This window comes from Streptococcus mitis, from assembly GCF_003942765.1.
Taxonomy (GTDB): Bacteria; Bacillota; Bacilli; order Lactobacillales; family Streptococcaceae; genus Streptococcus; species Streptococcus mitis_BE.
This window is the reverse complement of sequence record NZ_RJNW01000007.1, coordinates 1-21,244: the sequence shown is the minus strand read 5'-3', so window position 1 is coordinate 21,244 and position 21,244 is coordinate 1. Positions and strand designations below refer to the sequence as shown.

General features: G+C 38.1%; 24 protein-coding genes, 2 pseudogenes and 1 other annotated feature. Of the genes and pseudogenes, 1 reads left to right on the top strand and 25 read right to left on the bottom strand.

Annotated features, from left to right (window positions below):
- Positions 1-381 precede the first annotated feature (381 nt).
- Positions 382-564, top strand: a pseudogene (locus D8849_RS09390) (transposase); the annotation flags it as partial.
- Positions 565-642: 78 nt separating this feature from the next.
- On the opposite strand, the gene D8849_RS09385 reads toward D8849_RS09390, so the two are convergent.
- The 25 genes and pseudogenes from D8849_RS09385 to D8849_RS09275 all read right to left on the bottom strand — a co-directional run.
- The gene (locus tag D8849_RS09385) at positions 643-1,011 is read right to left on the bottom strand and encodes a hypothetical protein (RefSeq protein ID WP_125386879.1); all 369 of its coding nucleotides are present in this window, start codon (positions 1,009-1,011) and stop codon (positions 643-645) included.
- Between the two features lie 111 nt (positions 1,012-1,122).
- Entirely contained in the window at positions 1,123-3,915 is a 2,793-nt protein-coding gene (gene ileS / locus D8849_RS09380) for an isoleucine--tRNA ligase (RefSeq protein ID WP_125386878.1), read from the bottom strand.
- Positions 3,916-3,960: 45 nt separating this feature from the next.
- Positions 3,961-4,171 (bottom strand) — a binding site (T-box leader).
- Positions 4,172-4,957 (bottom strand): DivIVA domain-containing protein, encoded by a 786-nt coding sequence (locus D8849_RS09375; protein WP_042750728.1) that lies wholly within the window; start codon positions 4,955-4,957, stop codon positions 4,172-4,174.
- 8 nt (positions 4,958-4,965) lie between these two features.
- A complete protein-coding gene (locus D8849_RS09370) occupies positions 4,966-5,751 on the bottom strand; it encodes a YlmH family RNA-binding protein (RefSeq protein ID WP_125386876.1) in 786 nt (261 codons plus the stop codon).
- Positions 5,748-6,011, bottom strand: a complete 264-nt coding sequence (locus tag D8849_RS09365) for a YggT family protein (RefSeq protein WP_000576496.1) — start codon at positions 6,009-6,011, stop codon at positions 5,748-5,750. Before D8849_RS09365 ends, D8849_RS09370 begins: the two co-directional genes overlap by 4 nt.
- Positions 6,011-6,544 carry a cell division protein SepF gene (locus D8849_RS09360; protein ID WP_125386875.1) on the bottom strand — a complete coding sequence of 178 codons (534 nt, stop codon included), beginning with the start codon at positions 6,542-6,544 and terminating at the stop codon, positions 6,011-6,013. Before D8849_RS09360 ends, D8849_RS09365 begins: the two co-directional genes overlap by 1 nt.
- A 9-nt stretch (positions 6,545-6,553) precedes the next feature.
- On the bottom strand, positions 6,554-7,225 hold the full coding sequence (locus D8849_RS09355) for a YggS family pyridoxal phosphate-dependent enzyme (protein WP_125386873.1): 672 nt from the start codon (positions 7,223-7,225) through the stop codon (positions 6,554-6,556).
- A gap of 4 nt (positions 7,226-7,229) precedes the next feature.
- A complete protein-coding gene (ftsZ, locus tag D8849_RS09350; RefSeq protein ID WP_125386872.1) occupies positions 7,230-8,486 on the bottom strand; it encodes a cell division protein FtsZ in 1,257 nt (418 codons plus the stop codon).
- 17 nt (positions 8,487-8,503) lie between these two features.
- A complete protein-coding gene (gene ftsA / locus D8849_RS09345) occupies positions 8,504-9,883 on the bottom strand; it encodes a cell division protein FtsA (protein ID WP_033688313.1) in 1,380 nt (459 codons plus the stop codon).
- A 213-nt stretch (positions 9,884-10,096) separates the two neighbouring features.
- Positions 10,097-10,801: a YwaF family protein gene (locus D8849_RS09340; protein ID WP_115904069.1), complete on the bottom strand. Its 705-nt coding sequence runs from the start codon at positions 10,799-10,801 to the stop codon at positions 10,097-10,099.
- Positions 10,802-10,895: 94 nt separating this feature from the next.
- Positions 10,896-12,269 (bottom strand): UDP-N-acetylmuramoyl-tripeptide--D-alanyl-D-alanine ligase, encoded by a 1,374-nt coding sequence (locus D8849_RS09335; RefSeq protein ID WP_125386870.1) that lies wholly within the window; start codon positions 12,267-12,269, stop codon positions 10,896-10,898.
- An 83-nt stretch (positions 12,270-12,352) separates the two neighbouring features.
- Complete coding sequence (locus D8849_RS09330; protein ID WP_125386864.1) at positions 12,353-13,396, bottom strand: D-alanine--D-alanine ligase; 1,044 nt, start codon at positions 13,394-13,396, stop codon at positions 12,353-12,355.
- Positions 13,397-13,633: 237 nt separating this feature from the next.
- The gene (locus tag D8849_RS09325) at positions 13,634-14,161 is read right to left on the bottom strand and encodes a thiol-disulfide isomerase (protein WP_125386862.1); all 528 of its coding nucleotides are present in this window, start codon (positions 14,159-14,161) and stop codon (positions 13,634-13,636) included.
- Positions 14,148-14,348: a hypothetical protein gene (locus D8849_RS09320; RefSeq protein ID WP_125386860.1), complete on the bottom strand. Its 201-nt coding sequence runs from the start codon at positions 14,346-14,348 to the stop codon at positions 14,148-14,150. The genes D8849_RS09325 and D8849_RS09320 overlap by 14 nt, the downstream gene beginning before the upstream one ends.
- Before the next feature lie 74 nt (positions 14,349-14,422).
- The gene (locus D8849_RS09315) at positions 14,423-14,956 is read right to left on the bottom strand and encodes a hypothetical protein (protein ID WP_049493972.1); all 534 of its coding nucleotides are present in this window, start codon (positions 14,954-14,956) and stop codon (positions 14,423-14,425) included.
- A gap of 52 nt (positions 14,957-15,008) precedes the next feature.
- Complete coding sequence (locus D8849_RS09310) at positions 15,009-15,644, bottom strand: hypothetical protein (RefSeq protein ID WP_049493971.1); 636 nt, start codon at positions 15,642-15,644, stop codon at positions 15,009-15,011.
- 13 nt (positions 15,645-15,657) lie between these two features.
- The gene (locus tag D8849_RS09305; RefSeq protein ID WP_260467588.1) at positions 15,658-16,302 is read right to left on the bottom strand and encodes a hypothetical protein; all 645 of its coding nucleotides are present in this window, start codon (positions 16,300-16,302) and stop codon (positions 15,658-15,660) included.
- Between the two features lie 48 nt (positions 16,303-16,350).
- Positions 16,351-16,614: a hypothetical protein gene (locus tag D8849_RS10715; RefSeq protein WP_260467587.1), complete on the bottom strand. Its 264-nt coding sequence runs from the start codon at positions 16,612-16,614 to the stop codon at positions 16,351-16,353.
- 144 nt (positions 16,615-16,758) lie between these two features.
- Positions 16,759-17,265, bottom strand: a complete 507-nt coding sequence (locus D8849_RS09300) for a hypothetical protein (protein WP_042750704.1) — start codon at positions 17,263-17,265, stop codon at positions 16,759-16,761.
- The gene (locus D8849_RS09295) at positions 17,262-18,890 is read right to left on the bottom strand and encodes a polymorphic toxin type 44 domain-containing protein (protein WP_125386858.1); all 1,629 of its coding nucleotides are present in this window, start codon (positions 18,888-18,890) and stop codon (positions 17,262-17,264) included. The genes D8849_RS09300 and D8849_RS09295 overlap by 4 nt, the downstream gene beginning before the upstream one ends.
- 137 nt (positions 18,891-19,027) lie before the next feature.
- Positions 19,028-19,525: a hypothetical protein gene (locus tag D8849_RS09290; protein ID WP_125386856.1), complete on the bottom strand. Its 498-nt coding sequence runs from the start codon at positions 19,523-19,525 to the stop codon at positions 19,028-19,030.
- A 39-nt stretch (positions 19,526-19,564) separates the two neighbouring features.
- Complete coding sequence (locus D8849_RS09285; protein ID WP_049551821.1) at positions 19,565-20,197, bottom strand: hypothetical protein; 633 nt, start codon at positions 20,195-20,197, stop codon at positions 19,565-19,567.
- A gap of 30 nt (positions 20,198-20,227) precedes the next feature.
- Entirely contained in the window at positions 20,228-20,392 is a 165-nt protein-coding gene (locus tag D8849_RS10495; RefSeq protein ID WP_185756249.1) for a hypothetical protein, read from the bottom strand.
- Positions 20,389-21,015, bottom strand: a complete 627-nt coding sequence (locus D8849_RS09280) for a hypothetical protein (protein ID WP_125386854.1) — start codon at positions 21,013-21,015, stop codon at positions 20,389-20,391. Before D8849_RS09280 ends, D8849_RS10495 begins: the two co-directional genes overlap by 4 nt.
- Positions 21,012-21,244, bottom strand: a pseudogene (locus D8849_RS09275) (hypothetical protein); the annotation flags it as partial. The gene D8849_RS09280 and the pseudogene D8849_RS09275, both read right to left, overlap by 4 nt.

Genomic DNA, 21,244 nt, shown 5'->3' with positions numbered 1-21,244 from the left:
GTCTCAAATAAATGCTTTAGATTTTACGAATGAAATAGCTTATTTATCCTGTAAGATTTTCCGTCAATTGGTAACAAAAAATAAGGCTGACCACCTTCATACTGTAATAAGTATTTCTAACAAAGATTCAATTCATTCCACCTCAGTTCGAAAGATATGATTCTTCAATTTCGAATTTTTTCAAAATTTCAAAGTATAGGAATTGCCAATAATTGTCATAATTTCTCCTATCTAGTCCACGAATGGGATTAATCCAACAGAACTACCTACGATAAACAATACAGACAGTGCAGGAGTCACACGCTCATCGCCCTTGAAATACACAATAGCCACAATTCTTAAAACTAAAATAGTAACTTTCATCAATCATGAAATCATTGAAAAATCGTCAACGCCCTTCAATTAGCCTATTCTAACTCCAAATCAGAAGCGACCAATAACCTCATCAAACTTATCGAACGAAATTCCTTTGGTTTTCGAAACTTTGAAAACTTCAAAAAACGATTTTTATCGCTCTGAACATCAAAAAAAGAAAGGACGAAATTTGTCCTTTCTCTATCTTAGCTTTTCTTTAATCCACTACTGCTGACAAAGAACCAATTTTAGAGTTTCTCCATTTACTCTAGTTGACAAAAACTCTATTTATAGTTCAACTTTAAATTTTTTGAGGCTTCCTAAAAATAATGAAGCACCAACAATAATGACGATTCCCCCTATCCATCCTAATAATGGAACCAATGCAAGTGCAGAGCCAACAATTAATAAGACTGAGGGTGCAATAGAAATTCTATTATCATCTTTATAGTATATTAGTGAGAGAATACCTAGAATTAAAATTCCAATTTTTACTAAACTAAAAACAATAAAAATAATTCCTAAGATAACACCAACAACTTCTTCATCATCAAATATAGAGGCAATCATAATTATAATAATTGGCAAAATGGCTAGAATAGTTCCTGTAACTAAACCAATGATACCATCTAATTGAGCAAGTGTTTTCTTTTTCATCAATATTTCCTTTTCATTAAAAATTAATATTATACATTAATTTTGTTTAATATTTTCTTTTATATCAAACTAAAATACACACACAGAAAACTTTTTTAATCTATAATTCGATTATTTCTCTTCAAATCCTTCTGCGACTGCTTCCGCAAAGTTTTCTTCTACGATGCTTGCACAGTGGTCACAAATGACTGCGTGGTAGCTTCGTTCTGCTGTCGTTGGGTCGATACGACGGCAACGGTCACATACATCACCTGCAGCGCGTTCTACTGTGAAGGCCACATCTTCGAAGCTAACAGCAGCTTCTGGAGCTGGTCCTTCTGCGATGGTCAATTCAGACACGATCAATAGTTGAGCCACATTGCTGTTTACTGCTTCAAGTAAAGTTTTCACAACTTCGTTTGGATAAACTGTCAAGTGGGCTTCAAGTGATTTACCGATTACTTTTGCATTACGCGCTTCTTCCAAGGCTTTTTGAGCTTGTCCACGGAAATCCATGAAGGCAGCCCATGTATCCAAGATTTCTTCTTGATTAGCAAAAGTTTGTGCTTCTGGCAATTCTGACAATTGAACGAAGTCTTCTGTTTCAAACTCAAGGTATGACCAGATTTCCTCTGCTGTATGAGGAAGAATTGGTGTCAAGAGTTTGGTGATTTTGACAAGAATGTCATAGAAGACAGTCTGCATTTGACGGCGTTCGAGTGATTTAGCACCTTCAATGTAGACAACATCTTTAGCGAAGTCAAGGTAGAAGGCTGACAAGTCAACGTTGATAAAGTTCACTAAGGCCTTGTAGATTGTCAAGAATTCAAAGTTGGCATAGGCATCACGAATGGTCTTAACAAGCTGGTTAAAGCGAATAGTCATGTACTTATCAACTGAACGTAGTTCTTCATAAGCTACTGAATCTTGAGCTGGGTTAAAGTCAGATGTATTGGCAATCAAGAAACGAAGAGTGTTACGGATCTTACGGTAAGTTTCAGAGACTTGGCTCAAGATATCCATAGAGATACGCACGTCGTTGCTTGAGTCTACACTTGTTACCCAAAGACGCAAGATTTCTGCACCAAATTGTTTTTCAACATCACTTGGGGCAATGGTATTTCCAAGAGATTTAGACATCTTCTCACCTTTACCATCAAGGGCAAAACCTTGTGATAGAATTTGTTTGTAAGGTGCTACGCCATGATTGGCAACAGATGTGATAAGTGAAGAATTGAACCAACCACGGTATTGGTCAGAACCTTCTAGGTAAAGGTCTGCTGGGTAAGTCAACTCAGGACGGTTTACCACAACCCCATTCCATGATGAACCTGAGTCAAACCAAACGTCCATGATATCTGTTTCTTTTTTGAACTCACCATTTGGTGAACCTGGATGAGTAAATCCTTCTGGCAAGAGGTCCTTAGCATCACGTTCCCACCAAATGCTTGAACCATGTTCCTCAAAGAGTTGAGCCACGTGTTCAATAGTTTCAGCAGTCATAATCGCTGTACCGTCTTCAGAGTAGAAGATAGGAAGTGGAACACCCCAAGCACGTTGACGAGAGATAACCCAGTCGCCACGGTCGCGGATCATATTGTAAAGACGGACTTTACCCCATTCTGAGTGGAATTTAACCTTTTCAATTTCATCCAAGATTTCTTGACGGAATTTAGAAACTGAGGCAAACCATTGTGGTACTGCACGCCAGATGATTGGTTTCTTAGTACGCCAGTCAAATGGGTATGAGTGAGAGATTTCTTCTTGGGCAAGAAGGAGGTTACCAAGTTTCTCGATAACAGTTGGAACTACCTTTTCATAGAATTGACCTTCAAACTCAGGACCAGCATTCTTCATCATGATACCACGTTCGTCAACAGTCACTGCGACTTCAAGATCATTAGCAATACCAACATTGTAGTCGTCCTCACCAAAACCAGGGGCTGTATGGACAATACCAGTACCAGAGTCAGTTGTAACGTGGTCACCAAGGATAACCAATTCATCTACAGCTATATCCCATGGATGTTCTGTTACGATGTGGTTCAATTCTTGACCACGGTAAGTTGCCAAAACTTGAACATCAACCCAGCCAAATTTCTCAGACAAGCTAGTCAACAATTCTGCAGCCACCACAAACTTACGAGCTTCACCAGCAGGTTGAACCAAAACGTAATCAATATCTGCACCAACAGTCAAACCACGAGAAGCTGTGATGGTAAATGGAGTTGTTGTCCAGACTACGATATAAGTATCTGTATCTAGAACACCTTTGCCATCTTTTACCTTGTTGGCATAGTAAAGAGAAGTTGAAACCAAGTCATGGTATTCAATCTCCGCTTCAGCAAGGGCTGACTCGGATGACCAAGACCAATAAACTGGCTTGGCACCACGATAGATGTAACCTTTGTTTGCCATTTCCCCAAATACACGGATTTGGGCTGCCTCATAGTCAGGAGTCAAAGTCACATATGGATTATCCCAGTCACCAGAAACACCCAAACGTTTAAAGTCTTCACGTTGTTTATCTACTTGAGAAAGAGCGTATTCACGGCAAAGTTTCAAGTACTCAACCAAGTCCATTTCTTTACGTTTGACACCTTGTTTTGCCAAAACTTGCTCGATTGGCAGACCATGAGTATCCCAACCCGGGATAAATGGTGCGTAAAAACCTGACATTGATTTTGAACGAACAATGATATCTTTTGAAATCTTGTTCATAGCGTGTCCAACGTGGATATTTCCGTTAGCGTATGGAGGGCCATCATGCAAGGTGAAATGAGGTTTTCCTTGGTTCAATTCTTGACGACGTTGGTAAAGTTTTTCATCTTCCCATTCCTTTTGCCAAACTGGCTCTTTGGTAGGAAGTCCTGCACGCATTGGGAAAGCTGTTTTCCCAAGGTTAAGGGTATCTTTGAGTTTCATGGTATCTCCTTTATAAATAATAACAAATTAAAAACCACGACTGCCAAAAAGGACGAAAATCGTGGTACCACCTTTATTCGAAAAAAGACTCAGCTTTTTTCCTCTTATCCCGTAACGTGGGGAACGTCAAATCTTACTTCATTCAGACTTGAGTTTTTGAGAGGATAATCTTATCATTAGGGATTACAGGACTCACACCATCTCCTGCTCGCTGAAAATATAAGGATAAGATATTGTTCTCACATATCACTATTCATTATAAGATTAGGACAGATTCTTTATTTGTATCTTCCTCATTCGATGAAGGGCCTTCGACTTCAACTGGCTCTAAATGTTCTTCTACATAATGATCTTGTTGAGCTTCAAATTCAGCTAATTCTCTATTACCAGCCTCAATTCGAGCTTGTAACTCAGCCATTTCTTCAGGTGTAAATTGACGAGTCATATCGATTGGTTCTTCTTCTGGTTGTGAATATACCGATTCACCAAGAACTTCACCAACAACTTCTTTAAATGCTTCATCACTTGTCTGAAGATAGGTAGCTGTTGGGCGCAGAATATCTTCCCAATCTGATGATTCAACAATTGCTAACTGACTCTCAATTGTAGATTTGAGACGTTGGTGGAAGACACGGCTTTTGTTCTTCAATTCTTCAGTCTCAACAGCAACTTTCTTAGCATTATCAGTAGCTTGACGCAAGATCTCATTAGCCTTATATTTTGCTTCTTCAAGCAAACGTTGGGCATCTTGCTCTGCCTGTTGGATAATATTATTAGAACGATCTTGAGCAGCTTGTTTCACACGCTCTGCCGTATCTTGAGCAATCAATACTGATTGACTCAAAGAATCTTTCATCTCATCAAAGTAAGACAAACGTTCTTCCAAGCTCTTGATATGCAACTCTTTATCATGATTGCTTCGAACTAAATCTTCATAATCACGAACAACGATTTCAAGAAATTCTTCAACTTCTTCTGGATCAAAACCTCTAAATCTTGTACCAAAGGTTTTATCTTTAATTTCTAATGATGTAATTGGCATATTATTCCTCACTTACTTAATAATAATTGGACCGTTAATTTCTTTTTATCTTTTTTTGTTTGCCCATTATCTCTAACAAGTTTCAATCGACCAAATTTCCTCACACTAATCAAATCACCAACTTGAACTGCATAATCTGATTTTTCAACTAAATGGTAATTAACTTGGACTGCCTGTTTTTCAATTAACTGACTTGCCTGATTTCTAGACAGCTTTAAGACACCTGCTAGAAAAACATCTAATCTAGAACTAGCAATACAAATATCTAATTCTTGATAATCTTCTACTGTAGCAATTTTCTCAGTAAAATCCCGTTCTTCTAGACGAACCGGTAAACGAGCAATTTTCGTAATGCCGTTTTGAAAAAGGAGCATAAACTGTCGATTAATGATAATTTGTGCCCTCTCTTCGTTGACTAAGATATCACCAAATAGCTTCCTATCAATTCCCAGCTTGTTTAAAACAGTCCCTAATATTTTTGCATGCGTTAAGCGTTCAAACTTATTAGGGTAGACAATTTCTTGCAAGGAAAGTTCAAAATCAGAGAATTCTGGCTCAAAATAATCAGGATACAGTAGAACTCGTACATATTCAGTTTCAAGAAACTGCCGACTGCTCATGTAGGAGATGCCGTTGGTTGATGCTAGCACCTTTAAAATCTTTTCTTGATGGGGATTTACAAAGGGTGTTAAAAAAGGAGAATAAGAATCTTCTACCTTTTTTATCCATTCTACTCCCTTATCAATAAAAGACGAATCATTCTTAGAAAAGTGTTGATAAATCATCTTGTTCATAGAAAGATCACTAAAAGTCGAATCAACTGTTCCCCTAGGAAGTGAACTAGTAATACCGCAATCCAGACAGACAAATCAAGACCTGCAATCTGGAGGGGTAAACGTTGCAAGGGAGCTACTATCGGTTTCACTAAACTAATAATCAAGCGTCCAAGACGTGATTCATAAGCATTGGGAAACCAAGACATCAGAGCAAACACGATTAAAATCAGTGAATAGATATCCACTGCATTTTGAACAAAACGAATGAGAAAGATCATTATCTTACTCTCGTACGTTTCATATCAAAGCCAAATTCACCATTTTGTGATTCATCTGGAATTTTGATATCTTCAACATTGACGACAACATCAACTGGTGTCAGCAGGTACATAGTAGATGCTACCTTTTTCATGTTACCAGCTAAAACGTGGCGCGCCCCATCCAGATAGTCCAAACAACGACGTGCTTGAACTTCTGTCATATATTGGAAATCAATCAAAATACTTTCGTTACCAGCTAATAAATCAACAATATCTGTGGCATCTTCGTATTTACGTGGATAACGAACATCAATTGTCACCTTATCAGTAGAACGTTGACTTTGCATAGCCAACTCTTGTTGACGGGCATGAAGACGAGTGATGTTTTTATCTTTAGATGGCGTGCTACCAGCTTGTTGAGGCAACTCTTGAACAGAAGGGACTGGAGTCACAATCGGCTCTTCAGCTTTAGGCTGATATGCAGTACTAACATCTTCTCCATCTTCTGTAAAATAATCTATAAATTTATCAAATCTATCTTTTAAAGACATATTTCTTTCCTATTTAAAAAATGCTGTACCAATTCTGACAAATGTTGAGCCAAATTCAATCGCTTCCTTGTAGTCACGACTCATACCCATACTCAAGTCCGTCATTGGCATATTGGGAATTTGTTTTTCTCTAATTTCTAGTTGCAAATCCTGCGTAGCTTTAAAAATTTCTTTCAACTCATCACTACTAGCTTCAAAAGGAGCCATGGTCATCAAGCCGACATATTCAATTTTATCTAAGGTGGCCAATTCTGGCAAGAGCTCTAATAGTTCTTCCCTTGAAAAACCATGTTTGCTCTCTTCCCTTGAGATATTTACTTGTAAGAAACACTTAACAACTCGGTCACTTCTTTTTTGAATTTCCTCTGCTAGCTTTAATGAATCCAAAGCGTGAAAATAATCAACATACTGAATGACGTCTTTGACCTTGCGTCTTTGCAAGGTTCCAATCAAATGCCAGGTAATATTTCTATCTTTTAAAGCTTCATATTTCTCAAGAAATTTATCCACACGATTTTCACCAATATGATGCACACCTAGCGGAAGCAAAGCCTCCGCTGTCGGTACGTCTACATATTTTGTAACAGCAACAACCGAAACAGAATTGGTTTCTCTTCCTGACTGCTGACTTGCATCTTTTATTTGTTGAAAAACACGTTCTGTATTTTCTTTCAAATTCATTTACTTAACGATTTTTGAAAAATGGAGGAGTGTCTAATTCATCCTCATCGTGTAAAGATGGTGCTTCGAAACGTTCAACTGGTGATACAACTGAATCAGTCGGACGAACAATTGTCTCACGACGCAAGTCCCAATCACCAAATGCTGAAGTTTGAGAAGTTTCTGTACGACGAGGTGCTGGACTTGGAATTTCTGCAGTTTCAGCCATATCAAAGTGACGATTATGATTGTGTGCATGGCTAGGACTTGCTTGCTCATGACGAACAGCTTGTCTTGGTGCACGACCAACAACTTTTTCAACACGATCTTGGCGAACACCAGTTGCCACAACTGTAACACGGATTTCATCTTTCATGTTTTCATCGATAGATGTTCCGAGCCAGATATTCACTCCTTGGCCAGCTGCTTGGTTGACGATCTCTGAAGCTTCTTCTGCCTCAATCAAAGTCAAGTCGAGACCACCAGTAACGTTGACGATGACATCCTCAGCACCGTCAATAGTTGTTTCAAGAAGTGGTGAGTAGATTGCCTTACGAGCTGCTTCTACCACACGTTCTTCACCACTACCGATACCGATACCCATTAGGGCGTTCCCTTTATTTGCCATAACTGTTTTCACATCGGCAAAGTCAAGGTTAATCAAACCAGGGTTTGTGATCAAATCAGTAATCCCTTGAACACCTTGGCGAAGGACATTATCTGCTTCGCTAAGAGCTTCAAGAAGTGGAGTTTTCTTATCAACAATTTCAAGCAAGTTGTTGTTTGAAATAATCAATAGAGTATCTACATGCTCACGAAGTTGATTGATTCCTTCGACAGCATACTGACCACGTTTGCTTCCTTCGAAACCAAAAGGACGTGTCACAACACCAACTGTAAGAGCACCTAAATCTTTAGCAATGCGGGCAATAACAGGAGCTGCACCAGTACCCGAGCCACCTCCCATACCTGCAGTAATGAAGACCATATCTGCTCCAGTAATAGCTTGAGTCAAGGCTTCTTCGCTTTCTTCAGCTGCCTTTTGACCAACTTCAGGTCGACCGCCAGCACCCAAACCACGAGTCAATTTAGGGCCTAACTGAATTACAGTCTCAGCTTTTGTACTACTCAAAGCTTGTACATCTGTGTTTGCTGCGATAAATTCTACGCCTGCAACACCTTCGTCAACCATGCGGTTAATGGCGTTTCCGCCACCTCCACCAACACCGATTACTTTAATAACTGCACCTTGAGCTGCTGCTGTATCAAATGAAAATGTCATAGTTTATTTTTCCTCTTTTATTCATCAAACATGCTTCCGATTAAGCCACGGAAACGATCTGCGATTTTTGGTTTATTTTGAGAAGATACTTTATCTTCTTTCGGAGCAACTACGTTCGTAGAAGCTGACTGCTCTACCTCAGTATTTTGAACTGGTTGAATAGGGGTCGGTTGTGCTACCTGCGTAACGCGTTGAATCATCCCACCAAAATTAATTGGTTGGTGACGCAAAGTATCTTCACCCTTGACTGCTCGTTGCGCTAATAAATGCACCTCAGTCAATTGACCAGCAAATTCAGACAAGCTAATCACATGAGCGAAGGCAGGATTACGGATTCCAACTTGATTTGGAACGTAAAGTTTGACACCAACGCCAAATACTTCCTGTGCAAGTTCTACAATACCTGGTAAAATAGCATTTCCACCAATCAGAACAATCCCACCTGGAAGATCCAACAAATGTCTTCTTTCCAACTCTTGTTTGATTTGTTCAAAAATGTGTTTAATGCGAGCTGAAATAATCTCTGCTAGGTAGCTTTCTGTAACTTCTACAGGCTCTACTTCACCAATCACTTCAACTTGGAAGGTTTCATTGCTTGCAAGTGAAGGGTAGGCTTCACCATAGTTCAATTTCAATCCTTCAGCTAGTTTTTGTGAAGTCTTCAAGACTTTAGAGATATCTTTTGTGACATAATCTCCACCTTCTTGAAGAATATTTGTAAACTGGAGTTCTTGGTTACGGATTGTAGCAACAGTTGTTTGACCTGCTCCCATATCAATCACCGTAGCTCCAAATTCACGCTCTCCTTCATTCAAGACTGAACGAACCAAAGCCAATGGTGAAATAATAATATTTTCAACCTGAACACCTGAGCGCTCAACTGTCTTGCGTAAATTGTGAAGAATAGTACGTGGACCTGTGTAAAGCAAACCACGCATTTCAAGACGAACCCCCATCATGCCACGCGGGTCACGAATACCTTGGAAGCCATCTACGATAAATTCTTCAGGAATAAAAGTAATGACTTCACGATCTGGTGTCATACTCTTTGTCAAGGCTGATTTAACAACATTTTCAACATCTTGATCTGTAATTTCTTTTGTATCAGATGTAACTGGAATCATTCCTTGAGTTGGTTCTACTTGCAAAAGATTTCCAGGCAAACCAACATTCACTGATTTGATTGAAATGCCAGCTTTCTCTTCTGCTTGGGAAATAGCTGACTTGATAGCAGTTGCTGCTGCTTCAATATCAACGATAATCCCATCCTTTACACCTTTACTCTTGGCATTACTTACACCAATTACATTAAGTTCACCATTTCTAAGCTCGGCAACCAACACCTTAATCGAATTGGTTCCGATATCTAAGCCTGTAAAAAAACCATCTCTAGCCATTACATCGCATCCTCTCTCTTCCAAGTTTCAAACTTCTATTCAATATAGCTAAAACAGGGCATAGCTATTCACAGAATATTATAACACAAAAAATCCAATCGTGCTTAGTTTTTCCTAAATTTACTTACCATTTTTTCACATTCGTTCCTTAGCTTTTTTTATTTTCCAAACAAATTATAAAAAATCAGATTTATGAAAAAAGAAAGCTCATTTCTAAGCTTTCTTTGCAATCATTTTTTCTGCTTCTTGTTCTAAAAATAGTTCCAAGATTTTCTTTGTTAACGTAATCGCTGCTGATAAGGCCAGGGAAACGATTAAATAATTAGCTACTAAGCCATGGTCTCCAACCAATGGTGGTTTTGTCAAGAATCCGTAATCTCCACCTGTTACCAAATTGACCACAAAAATTAAGGCATTTAGAGCAAAGGTCATGAGAAAAATTCCCTTCACATCCAGCAATCGCGCGTTATACTGTCTCAATAGATAAACTAGAGAGTTCCCCAAGAGAGCTAAGTGGCCAAAGATAAAGGATAAAATCGCAATATGTGGGAAAGGATAGGCATCTGGCACTGGATAAACAAAGGCTGCTAATGTCCCAAATGTTCCTAGTAATGCAAAATACTGCCTATATTTAGACTGACCAGGAAGCAAAAGCACCACAAACATAGCCATACGGCAATGGTAAAAAGGTAAACTTTCTGATAGCGGCATATGATTGATCCAGTACCAACCGTAAAGGAGGATTAACTGAACTGCCTGTAAACTCTGGAAAAATCGTTGATAAGCCTTCTTTTCACGATAGCGATAGGCTGTATAAAAAGTTAAGGCTAAGAGCGTAAATATACTGACATACCAAAAAAGGTCAAATTTGGGTGGTTCTGTTGCTTGGGTCGTAAAGAAAATATCCCATAAATTCATCTAGTCTTCCTCATGATTCAAAATTTTCCTGCATTTTATTATACCATGCTATTAGTCAAAAATGAATTTAGAAATACGTAAATGTTTGACAAAATCACTTGGATTCATTTTCTAAACTTTCTACCAACTTGGCTAGATTCATAGAGTTAGAGCCTTTGAGCAGGATTTGATCATGGACTCCAAGGCTTTCTTTGACCTGCTTGACTAGGTCTTCAAATTGGTCTTGGTCTTCTGTTTTCTTGAAGTAGTAAACGTGGCCAATTGGGAACATTTGACTGGCCAATTGGGCTAATTCGGCAATGTCTTCTCCATAGAAAATAAGGGTATCAAGCACATCTGGAGAAAGGCTCAAAATCATCTGATTATGGAGTTGAACAGAATGGTCACCAAGTTCCTTCATATCCGCTAAAACAGCAATTTTCTTGCCACCTTCGTTGACTGGAATGGCAGAGAAAGTCTCTAAAATCAGCTTCATAGCAGTTGGATTGGCATTGTAAACATCTGATAGGATATCTGCTCCATTGGCTGCTTTCTTCCACTCGGTACGGTTACGCGTCAATTCAAGATTTTGGAAGGCCTGACGAATTTGCTCCTCTGAAACCCCTTCTTGTAGGGCAACATAAGATGCAATCATGGCATTGGTGGCATTGTACTTACCAGTCACTGGCAAATCAAGGTCTTGCTCCAAGAAATTAGCCTTAAAGGTCAGACTATCCTTACGTTCTACCAGGTCGGTAATTTCCAACTCTGCTCCTGAGCCAAAACGAATCACCTTTTTATCAGTAGGCAAGAAGTCCTCTACAATCGGATCTGCTGGTGCCAAAAGTAAGGAACCAGACGCCATGCCATCAGCAATTTGCATTTTTCCTTTAGCAATTTCAGAACGGTCTTTGAAAAAGGCTAAATGGGCCTCACCAACCAAGGTCACGATGGCTGTTTTTGGACGAGCCAATTCTGACAAGAGATGAATATCTCCCAAGTGATCCTGCCCCATCTCCAAGACCAACTTTTCTGTTCCTTCAGGCATGTGGAGAACTGTGTAGGGAAGGCCAATCTCATTATTGTAGTTACCTTGTGTTTTGTAAGTTTTGTAGGTTGTTGATAGCAAGTGCGCTAACATATCTTTGGTCGTTGTCTTGCCATTTGAACCTGTAACAGCAAAGACATCAACTCCTGTTTTTTCAAGATAGTAGGCAGCTAGGGTTTGAAAGGCCGTCAAAACATCAGCTACTAAAATGTAGGGATGATTTGCGATTTCTTTCTCAGACAAGGTTACTGCGGCACCATTTTCAAATGCTGTTTCGATAAAGTCATGACCGTCACGCGCTCCCTTGAGGGGTACAAACAAATCCCCTGCAGCAATCAAACGACTATCAAACTCAGCTTTTTCTAACTGGGTGTCCTCAAAGAGGCTGATATCATTTTTAGCTCCTACAACTTGAGCCACTTCATGAATTGTTAATTTCATTTCTACTCCTTTAAAAAGGGTCGAAACTCGAGAACTCTGGTCACCTTGCAGTGATGGTTCTGGCTTCTACCCCCTCTTTCATTTTATAGCAAATGCGCTTCGCGCTTGTCAAAACTTTCCTTGGCAAGGTCAACCAAACGTTCGATTAAGTCTGGGTAGCTAATTCCCATATTATCCCAAAGTAGTGGATACATAGACCACTGAGTGAAACCTGGCATGGTATTAAGCTCGTTTAGGAAAATCTCTCCCTTATCTGTATAGAAGAAATCGCAACGAGAGAGACCGAGGCCTCCAATGGCACGGAAGGCAGTTTCTGCATTTTGACGCATGACAGCTACCACATCATCACTGATTTTGGCTGGGATGTCCATGGTAATCTTGTTGTCAATATACTTGGCATCATAGTCATAAAAGGCAACATCCTTAACTACTTCTCCTGGTAGCGTACTCTTGACATCGTAGTTGCCCAAGAGACCAACCTCGATTTCACGAGCATTTACCCCTTGCTCTACCAAGACACGGCTGTCATATTGAAAGGCAAGTTTCAAAGCTTGACGGAGTTCCTCTTGATTTTCAGATTTGGAAATACCGACACTTGAACCCATGTTTGATGGTTTTGTGAAGACTGGATAAGTCAATTTTTCTTCAACTTCGGCAATTTTAGCAGTCACATCATCACCTTCGACAATGGCCACATAAGGAACTTGGGTAATCCCGACAGATTCTAACACACGCTTGGTGGTGATTTTATCCATGGCAAGACTAGATGACAATATGTTACAACCAACATAAGGCATTTTCAAAACTTCCAAGAATCCTTGAACTGAGCCATCTTCTCCCATCGGACCGTGAAGGACTGGGAAGACCACTGCACCTTCTTCATAGATGGCACTTGGTGCAACTTTCTTATCCCAATCAATGGTTTCATTGGTCATGAGACGATCCTCTTGACCTGGAGTCTGGCTAAATTCTTGCGTTTTAATAAAGTCACCTGACTGGCTGATGAAAAAAGTCTTGACTGTAAAACGATCGTAGTTGACCGCACGCATGACACTTTCAGCTGAAAGAACAGAGACTTCACGCTCTGCACTACGCCCACCGTATAAAAGAATAATCGTTTGTTTCATATTACTTGTTCCAATTCTAATAGAATACTCGTTCTTTAGTATATCATATTTACTTCTTTTTTGAAACTTGTATCTCAAAAAGCCCTCATTTGAGAGCTGAAATTTTACCTATCCACCACTTGAGCTTCAAAGCGTGCTGGTTTGTCGTCTACGGTATCTTTTTCTAGTAAAATTCCTCAACACAACCAGTTGTTCATACAGCATTGTGTTGAGCAAGAAACTACTTTCTCTGGTAAACTATCCATACAAAGTCTGATACATCTTTTCCATGAAATCCTCAAGCTCTTTTTGAACAATTTTTAATAGTCGCTCTTCTTCGGCTTGAGAGATGTCCACACTCTCTTTTATTTTTTGATTACTAATATTAGAATAGTAACTACGTTTTATGGTTAACTGATTATCTAAAATATAGTAAACATCTATTTTTTCCTCTTTTGCTGTTGTTTCAAATAAAACAGTGACTTCATTCCTTCCAGGATTTGATATTTTCAAATCAATGTCTCCTTTTATCCCTATGGAGTCAATTCCTCCATCCAATCGAATAGCACCATCGGGAGGAACGACATAGCCTGCTTTACGGATGTCAGACGCATATTTTCCTGATGCCATTAAATGTTGTAAGACAACTATATTGTCCCTCTCTTCAAAGGAAACCTTTAGTTGGATATGTTCTTGGTGGTTTTGATACTGAAAATAAAGATTCAAACCAGTAGCTAAGGCAATTATAGAACCAATCACGATTAGTATTTTTTTAAGTCCCGACATTTTTTTCATCCCCTCTGTCTAAGTAATCATAGAAGTCTTGTTTCCAACCTTCTTCTTTGTCATTAGGATTCCCAATAAAAATATTGAGATCAAAACCATACTTAATAAAGTTGCCTCCTATCGTATTATTTTCAATAAGAGTTTCAACCATCAGTTTACCGTTAGCTTTATCCCCATTTCCCATCACAGTATAGAATTCCTCAACACGCCCAGTTGTTCATACGGCATTGTGTTGAGCAAGAAGCCACTTTCTCTGGTAAACTATCCATACAAGGTCTGATACATCTTTTTCATGAAGGCATCAATCTCGCTTTGAACACTTTTCAACAAGTAATCTTCTTCGGATTGTGAGACAGAAACAATCTCTCTTTTCCCGTTATCATTTTGCTGAGAATAACTAGAATCAATTAAATTCAGATTTTTATCTAAAATAAAAGTTATATGTGTTTGTTTTTCATTAACTTGTGTAATGAAAAACAACTGAAAATCCTTAGCATCTTTTTTTGGAGGGCTAATTTTCAAGTGTAGTTCTCCTTCTATTTCTAATGGATAAATGACTCCATCCAAGCGAATAGCTCCATCGGGAGGAACGACATAACCCGCTTTACGGATGTCAGGTGCATATTTTTCTGATGCCGTCAAACGATGTAGAACTTCAATTCTCTCATTTTTCTCAAAGGCTTCTTTTAAAACACTAGATTGTTGGAAATGATTGTAAGTAAAATATAAAGGAATCGCTAACAGAAACAAAAACAATACAATCAACAATTTAAACTGTTTTAATTTATCTAGCATTAGTCTTCCCCCTATTCAACACTCTCTTTCAAATAAGTGTTATTGTAAATTATCACTCGTCTTCCTCATCGTCATCCAACTCCACTTCTCCATGAATTCGGATGTACTCTTCGCGCTTCCTATCCAATTCTTCCCAGATGGGATCGTCAATAGCGTCAATCGTTTGAATTTCTTCCAAACTCATTTCATTTGCCTCCTCAAAGGTTAGAGATAAGATATCTTGGTGCTTTTCCTTGAATTCCTCGATTGTTAACCATGTTTTCTTGTCATCTTCGCTAATTTGTCCGTTAAAGATTGTAGCAATCTCAATGGCCATGATATAGAAAGCTCTTTTATCAAGAGTGAGCAGTTCAAGATGAGTAGAAGCAAGACGCAAACAGTCTCCATTTTCTCGAAAATCTGTTACATAAGCATCTTCATAATCTAAATTTAGTTCTTCATCAATTTGTGAAAAAAAGCGATATTTTATCCCTTCTTGTATCGGAACATACAACCAACGTTCATCATAATCCTGTTTATCTAGTTTTAGATGAATTGCTATATCATTCCTATCTCTGATTTGAAGAAAACCAGAATAGGAGAGTGGGATGCCTTCTCCTTGATAACTTTCAAACCACATTCTCTTCGCTAGTTCTAAATAATCAAACGGAATTTCTTTAGTAAAGTCGCCTTTTATATAAAGTTTCATAATTCTTTTCTCCTTAATTTACCATTTCCTGGTAACCCTTCCATAACCTTTCGATTATTTCCTCTTTGACACTTTTCGTTTGATTTTTTATATCACCAGTTTTATTTACCCAATTCCTGATATAATCTTTTCTCGTAATTTCATTAATATTTAAGTGTCTATTAATATCATATCCCGATTTTCCACTTCCAGATTGAACCTGGAAAATTCCATCACCATTAGTACCACTGCTTGGCTCCCAATCCACACGAAGGTTCACTTTTCGATTTCCTACTCGGGCTTCAATTAGTTTACCACCCCTGCCAGAAATGGTCTTACTCGTAGGTTTATTGGCCTTCCAGCTGTCATAGTTACTAGAATAATTAACCTGAATTTCGCCATTTTGTAAGGCCGTCTTTGTGATAGCTGATAAGCTAGTTACTGCTCCACTAGCTATCAGTACATTTCCATATTGTACCCCTGTTACTGATGCTGCCGTACCAGCTACGATACTTGTCCCTGCTGTTGGCGGACCAGCCATGATACTCAAAACTTCGAGGGCGCCACTCGCAAAGTAAACTCCCAATCCAGAGAATATTTGAGCTACTCCACTCCAAAATTCGGCTGAATTTGCTTCAAAGTTTTGTGCTTTTAGTTCATCAAACTTTTTGTTAACCAAATGAGTATAGTCGGCATCGTATTTCCCATTTTTTGAAACGACATAACCTTATTCAAATGGATAAATGTCAATGATATTTCCTGTTTCATCAATCTTAAGAGTGTGATTGTAGTCGTCGATTATTTTATCCCATTCGGACTTGTCGTGACCTTTTAAGCGCTTCTCTAATTCGGCACGATAGTAGGCATCTCCATCGTCCGATAGCATCATATCCCTAGAAGCTTTATTGATGGCACGAGTTTCTGAGTCTTGAAAATATCTTTTGGCATGCGAAACAATCTTCACATCCTTCATTTTCTGTACCCAGCTCATGTCCAGACCTTCCGCATAGTAGTTGCCATCGCTAAGGTAGTGTAAAATTGGTAACTTAAGTCTTACAAAGAAAGGAAGACAAGAATAAAGCTATCAAAGTAAAAAAATAATCATTTTTTCTTCATTTTACTTTTCTAGTTTCCGCTATTCACCTGTCACCTGCGCTTCAAATCTAATGTCTCTGTCTGAAATATTCGTTATTTTTATTTGTTTTGAGTTTGGAATCTCAAATTCCCAAGATTCTTTAGATTGAAGAACTACACCTTTTTCTGATAAATATATACTATTATTTGTATCGTTTTCTTTTATTTTTGTTGGGATATTACTTGACGATGAGTAGATTTCGCTAATTTCTTGCTTCAAAACATCATAGTTAGTCCCTAAAAGGCTTCCTTCTCCCTTCTGCCACCATGAGGTTTTCCCAGATAATTCTAATTCCCCACCAGAAATCTTAGATATATATAATTTGGGGGAGAATTCTTTTTGTTTTGATGTCGGAACTTTTAAAACTATAGAATCACCTGGTTTCAAGGTATAACTCGCATTTTTGAAGTACAAATAAATACAACATATAAATATTATTGTTACAACAACAACCGCTCCTGAACATCCTAGATTCCATTTATTAAGTTGTTTTCTCTTGTTAATCACTTATTATTCTCCTCGTATGAATCTATACCATCTTGGATTGCAGAAGCGTCTCCTTCATTATCACCAAAATTCCCATTTGATTTATTTTTGAAAAATTTAACACCATCTTTATCTGAAGCCAATTGAGCTAAACCTGCATAATTTTTGATCTGCTCATCTTCCATTCCTAAATATCCTTTTGCTACATATCCAAAAAGATAGTTCCCTAAATAATCATCTCTTAAGTTACCTTCCCACTTACGTGACCAAAGTGAAAATTCAAGTTCATCATTATAATTTCTACTCTTTAAGTCTAAAGGTTTTCCAGTATTTACCAAATTTACAAAATCAGTAAGGTCAATACTAACCTGTGTCAAATCTGCTGAATTTATCATTATATCATCTCCAGGACTTTTCCATACTTTTCTACCTTCGTTAATTAGATAGTTTCTTTGTTTCATGTCTCCTTCATGAATAGATAAAATATCATTAGCTAGATTATTAGATACTTCCTTTATATCTATCCCTGATTTTTTTAATTCAACATTAAGATTATCCTCAATAGTATCTTTAATCTTGCTATCAACATCCTTCCAATCTTTATCTTTTGTTAACTCCTTTCTCTTCCTCCAGTATTCTTCAAAAGCTTCTTGATTATTATAAAATAGATAATCTTCATAAGTTTTCACAATTAGTTCAGCTTTTTTATTCAAATCTCCATTACTATTTTTAATTTTCTCAACTTTTTCCTTAAGTTTCTCTGGATTAGCTCTATTGGTAGCCTCCGATTTCAATTTTTCTGTTACAAGTTGAGGAAATTGTATTTGAGGATGGTGATATACATAAGATTCTAAAATTTGGAACTCCTTATCGCTAAGTTCTTTTCCATTTTCCAACTTATCTAAGATTTTTTGGTATTCTTTATGCAAATCCTTAGCTTTCTTAGAAGAATCATATTTTGTACTCTCAATCTTCACATCCTTCATCTTCTGTACCCAGCTCATGTCCAGACCGTCCGCATAGTAGTTACCATCGCTATCGACAATGATTTTACTTAGTTGCGTGGCTCCTTTGATAGCTAAGCCAAGGACTTCTAGGCTATCGTTGAAATACTGGGAAACCTGGGAGACAAAAAATTCTAGTTTTTCAATCTTATCATCCAAATCCTGAATACCCGACTCGATTTGAAACTTGGTATTGTAGAGGATGGTCTTCTCAGAGAAGGCTTTCCCCCAATTGAGACTAAAGAGGTCTGTGATTTGATTTAGCCAGTTCTCACTCGCTTGAATCTGAGCTTCTACGATAGCTAACTGCTCTTCTCTCAGCTTTTTCAATTCCTTAAGCTGGTCTAGGTCCAAATCACCATATCCAGAAACCTGAGCATCCGCATGTTTGTAGGAGGTCAACTCTAGTTGGATATCATCTATCGCTGCTTGGAGCTTTTTGATGCTGGGGATGATAATCTCTATAAAGAGACCTTTACCAGCTGTGTAGGCTGCTCCTGTCAACTCACCTGAGTCTAAAGAGGAAATCAGGTGATCACAGCCACTAGATAAGCGGTCTGTGACTTCATTTGCGACTCGGAGGTTGTTCGTCATGGCCTGAATCAATTCTTGTGATTCTTGTGCGCTGTATTTTACTCCCATGGTAGCCGATTCCTTTCTGATATCAGTTCTTCTCTAGCTTCATCGAAAGTAACAACCAGATAGCCATCAAAAGTCAAAATAAACCTCCATCACCAAACAAATGGCAACCATCTAGGCTTACTTAAAGATTCTTAAACTTACCTATCCACCACTTGAGCTTCAAAGTGTGCTGGCTTGTCGTCTACATTGGTGATGGTGATAGTGTAGGGGTCTTCTTCCGTCACCCCAAATACTTCCTTTATTCCCCCTTGAACCACTATTCCATCACTTTCTAAATAGATACTTTTACTCTTATCATTTGGTAAGTCTCTGTGCTCTGTTCCATCTTTAGAGATAATAATCTCAGTTATTGACTGCTTCTCAATATTATAAACCGTGTTACTTCCTTTCATCCCCCATCCTTTTCGGCCAGATAATTTTAATTTAGCCTCATCTTTTTTTAAAAAAATCAATTCCGAATTATACTCCCGCTGCTCTGTTTTAGAAAAAACTTTCAATTCAACACTTTGACCTGGTTGCAGAGTATACTTACCAAGATTTTGTGCCCATAGATTAAAGAAAAAAATAGCCGCCAAAACTACAACAAGTGTTAAACTACAACCTAAATTCCAATTCGATTTTTTCGTCATGCTCATTTGTAACTCTCCTTATAGTCGTCATACCTTTTTGGATCTCTATCTATTCTGCAAAATTTCGTTCTCTTTCCTTTTTCTACGCTGACCCGACCACCTGATACACTGCAACAATATTATCATACGAAGAATCAAATAGACCAAACGAAGGATTTTCATCTTTCCAAGAGCTGATAAGAAATTTTTCCTTGCATTCCCCACTTCTTGACCTAACTGTTCAACTGTTTTACCTGTTTCTTCTTTAATAGCAACTGCATTATTTGAAATCAAATAATAATTTTGTTCTAATCTGCTGATATAGGCTTTGGAAATTGGCTCGTCTAAGAAAAAATATACTCTATCAGCATACTCATCCTGAGACAGCGTATAGTATACTTCAGCTTCACTCTCCCATTTTTTAGGAAAACTAGTTATTTTAATATTTCCATAGTCTAAATGCATAATTCCAACTAAAACGTCATTAGTCCATTCTTCCGCATAGTGGTATAATTTCACTTTCTTATCTACCATTGGCCAAACCATAACATACCGACTATGCATGAATTCCTTAGTTAATGCCGAGTTACTTGCCAAACTGGTCGCACCAATCTCATATACTGACCAAATAAGAACTACGAGCATTAAGACAGCTTGAGTTGGTTTGTTTTTATAATAGTTTCTTATTCTTTTTAACATTTTACTCTCCAACTGCGGGATTGGGTTTATCTAAATCTTTTTTTGAAATAAGGAAAAAACCTCTTGTAATGCATCATTATTCCCAGCATTTGAGTAAGAAACTTGCTCATCTTCTGGAAACCACATTTTACCAGCTAGTTCCAAATAACCATAAGGTATCTTTTTTGTATAATCACCTTTTAAATATAATTTCATTCTTCCTCGTCGTCATAAACTGGCTCGCCATGGATTTTGATGTATTCTTCATTCCTACGGTCATCTTCTTCCCAAACTGGGTCTCTCACATCGTCCAAAAAGGGAATTTCTTCCAAACTCAGCTCATTAGCTTCTTCATAACTCATCGAAAGGATATCCTCATGCCAATTTTTAAATTCCTCCACACTTAACCAGCTCTCTTTATCATCTTCGCTAATCTGACCATCAATAGCAGTCGCAATTTCAATGGCCATAATATACATAGCTCTTTTATCAACAGTGAGAAGGTCAAGGTGGGTAGAAGCTAAACGTAGACAGTCTCCTTTTTCTCGATAGTCTGTTGCTGGATTGTCTTCAAAATCTAATTCAAGATTTTCATATACATGACTCCCAAATTTGTTGGTAATCCCTTCTTTCAACTGAACATTATTCCATCTATTATCATGCATCCACTTATTCAATTTCAAGTGAATAGTTGGGTCTGTTTTAAATGGGCGAGTATTCCCAAAGTAAGAAAAATCTACTGGCTTACAATCTTTAGTGTCAAACCACATTCTCTTCGCTAGTTCTATATAATCAAACGGAATTTCTTTGGTGTAATCACCTTTTATATATAGTCTCATAAATCTGAGATATCGCCTCCATGTGCTAGTATATATTCTTTTCGACGAGTGGCTTCTTCCTCCCAAAGAGGGTCGTCTACAACATCCATCGTTTGAATTTCAATCAAACTTCGTTCATTTGCTTCTTCAAAAGTCAGAGATAGAATAGCCTCGTGCTTTTTCTTAAATTCCTCGACTGTTAGCCATGTCTTCTTATTATCCTCGCTAATTTGCCCGTCAATGACCTTTG

Coding starts and splice junctions, on each gene's coding strand:
- D8849_RS09310 (WP_049493971.1), bottom strand. CDS start 15,644: ATGAAACTTTATATAAAAGGCGACTTTACTAAAGAAATTCCGTTTGAT.
- D8849_RS09315 (WP_049493972.1), bottom strand. CDS start 14,956: ATGCTAGATAAATTAAAACAGTTTAAATTGTTGATTGTATTGTTTTTG.
- D8849_RS09365 (WP_000576496.1), bottom strand. CDS start 6,011: ATGATCTTTCTCATTCGTTTTGTTCAAAATGCAGTGGATATCTATTCA.
- D8849_RS09285 (WP_049551821.1), bottom strand. CDS start 20,197: ATGTTAAAAAGAATAAGAAACTATTATAAAAACAAACCAACTCAAGCT.
- ileS (WP_125386878.1), bottom strand. CDS start 3,915: ATGAAACTCAAAGATACCCTTAACCTTGGGAAAACAGCTTTCCCAATG.
- D8849_RS10715 (WP_260467587.1), bottom strand. CDS start 16,614: ATGAGCTGGGTACAGAAAATGAAGGATGTGAAGATTGTTTCGCATGCC.
- ftsA (WP_033688313.1), bottom strand. CDS start 9,883: ATGGCTAGAGATGGTTTTTTTACAGGCTTAGATATCGGAACCAATTCG.
- D8849_RS09325 (WP_125386862.1), bottom strand. CDS start 14,161: ATGTCGGGACTTAAAAAAATACTAATCGTGATTGGTTCTATAATTGCC.
- D8849_RS09335 (WP_125386870.1), bottom strand. CDS start 12,269: ATGAAATTAACAATTCATGAAGTGGCTCAAGTTGTAGGAGCTAAAAAT.
- D8849_RS09290 (WP_125386856.1), bottom strand. CDS start 19,525: ATGAGCATGACGAAAAAATCGAATTGGAATTTAGGTTGTAGTTTAACA.
- ftsZ (WP_125386872.1), bottom strand. CDS start 8,486: ATGACATTTTCATTTGATACAGCAGCAGCTCAAGGTGCAGTTATTAAA.
- D8849_RS09355 (WP_125386873.1), bottom strand. CDS start 7,225: ATGAATTTGAAAGAAAATACAGAACGTGTTTTTCAACAAATAAAAGAT.
- D8849_RS09375 (WP_042750728.1), bottom strand. CDS start 4,957: ATGCCAATTACATCATTAGAAATTAAAGATAAAACCTTTGGTACAAGA.
- D8849_RS10495 (WP_185756249.1), bottom strand. CDS start 20,392: ATGAAATTATATTTAAAAGGTGATTATACAAAAAAGATACCTTATGGT.
- D8849_RS09330 (WP_125386864.1), bottom strand. CDS start 13,396: ATGAAACAAACGATTATTCTTTTATACGGTGGGCGTAGTGCAGAGCGT.
- D8849_RS09360 (WP_125386875.1), bottom strand. CDS start 6,544: ATGTCTTTAAAAGATAGATTTGATAAATTTATAGATTATTTTACAGAA.
- D8849_RS09280 (WP_125386854.1), bottom strand. CDS start 21,015: ATGAGACTATATATAAAAGGTGATTACACCAAAGAAATTCCGTTTGAT.
- D8849_RS09370 (WP_125386876.1), bottom strand. CDS start 5,751: ATGAACAAGATGATTTATCAACACTTTTCTAAGAATGATTCGTCTTTT.
- D8849_RS09295 (WP_125386858.1), bottom strand. CDS start 18,890: ATGGGAGTAAAATACAGCGCACAAGAATCACAAGAATTGATTCAGGCC.
- D8849_RS09340 (WP_115904069.1), bottom strand. CDS start 10,801: ATGAATTTATGGGATATTTTCTTTACGACCCAAGCAACAGAACCACCC.
- D8849_RS09385 (WP_125386879.1), bottom strand. CDS start 1,011: ATGAAAAAGAAAACACTTGCTCAATTAGATGGTATCATTGGTTTAGTT.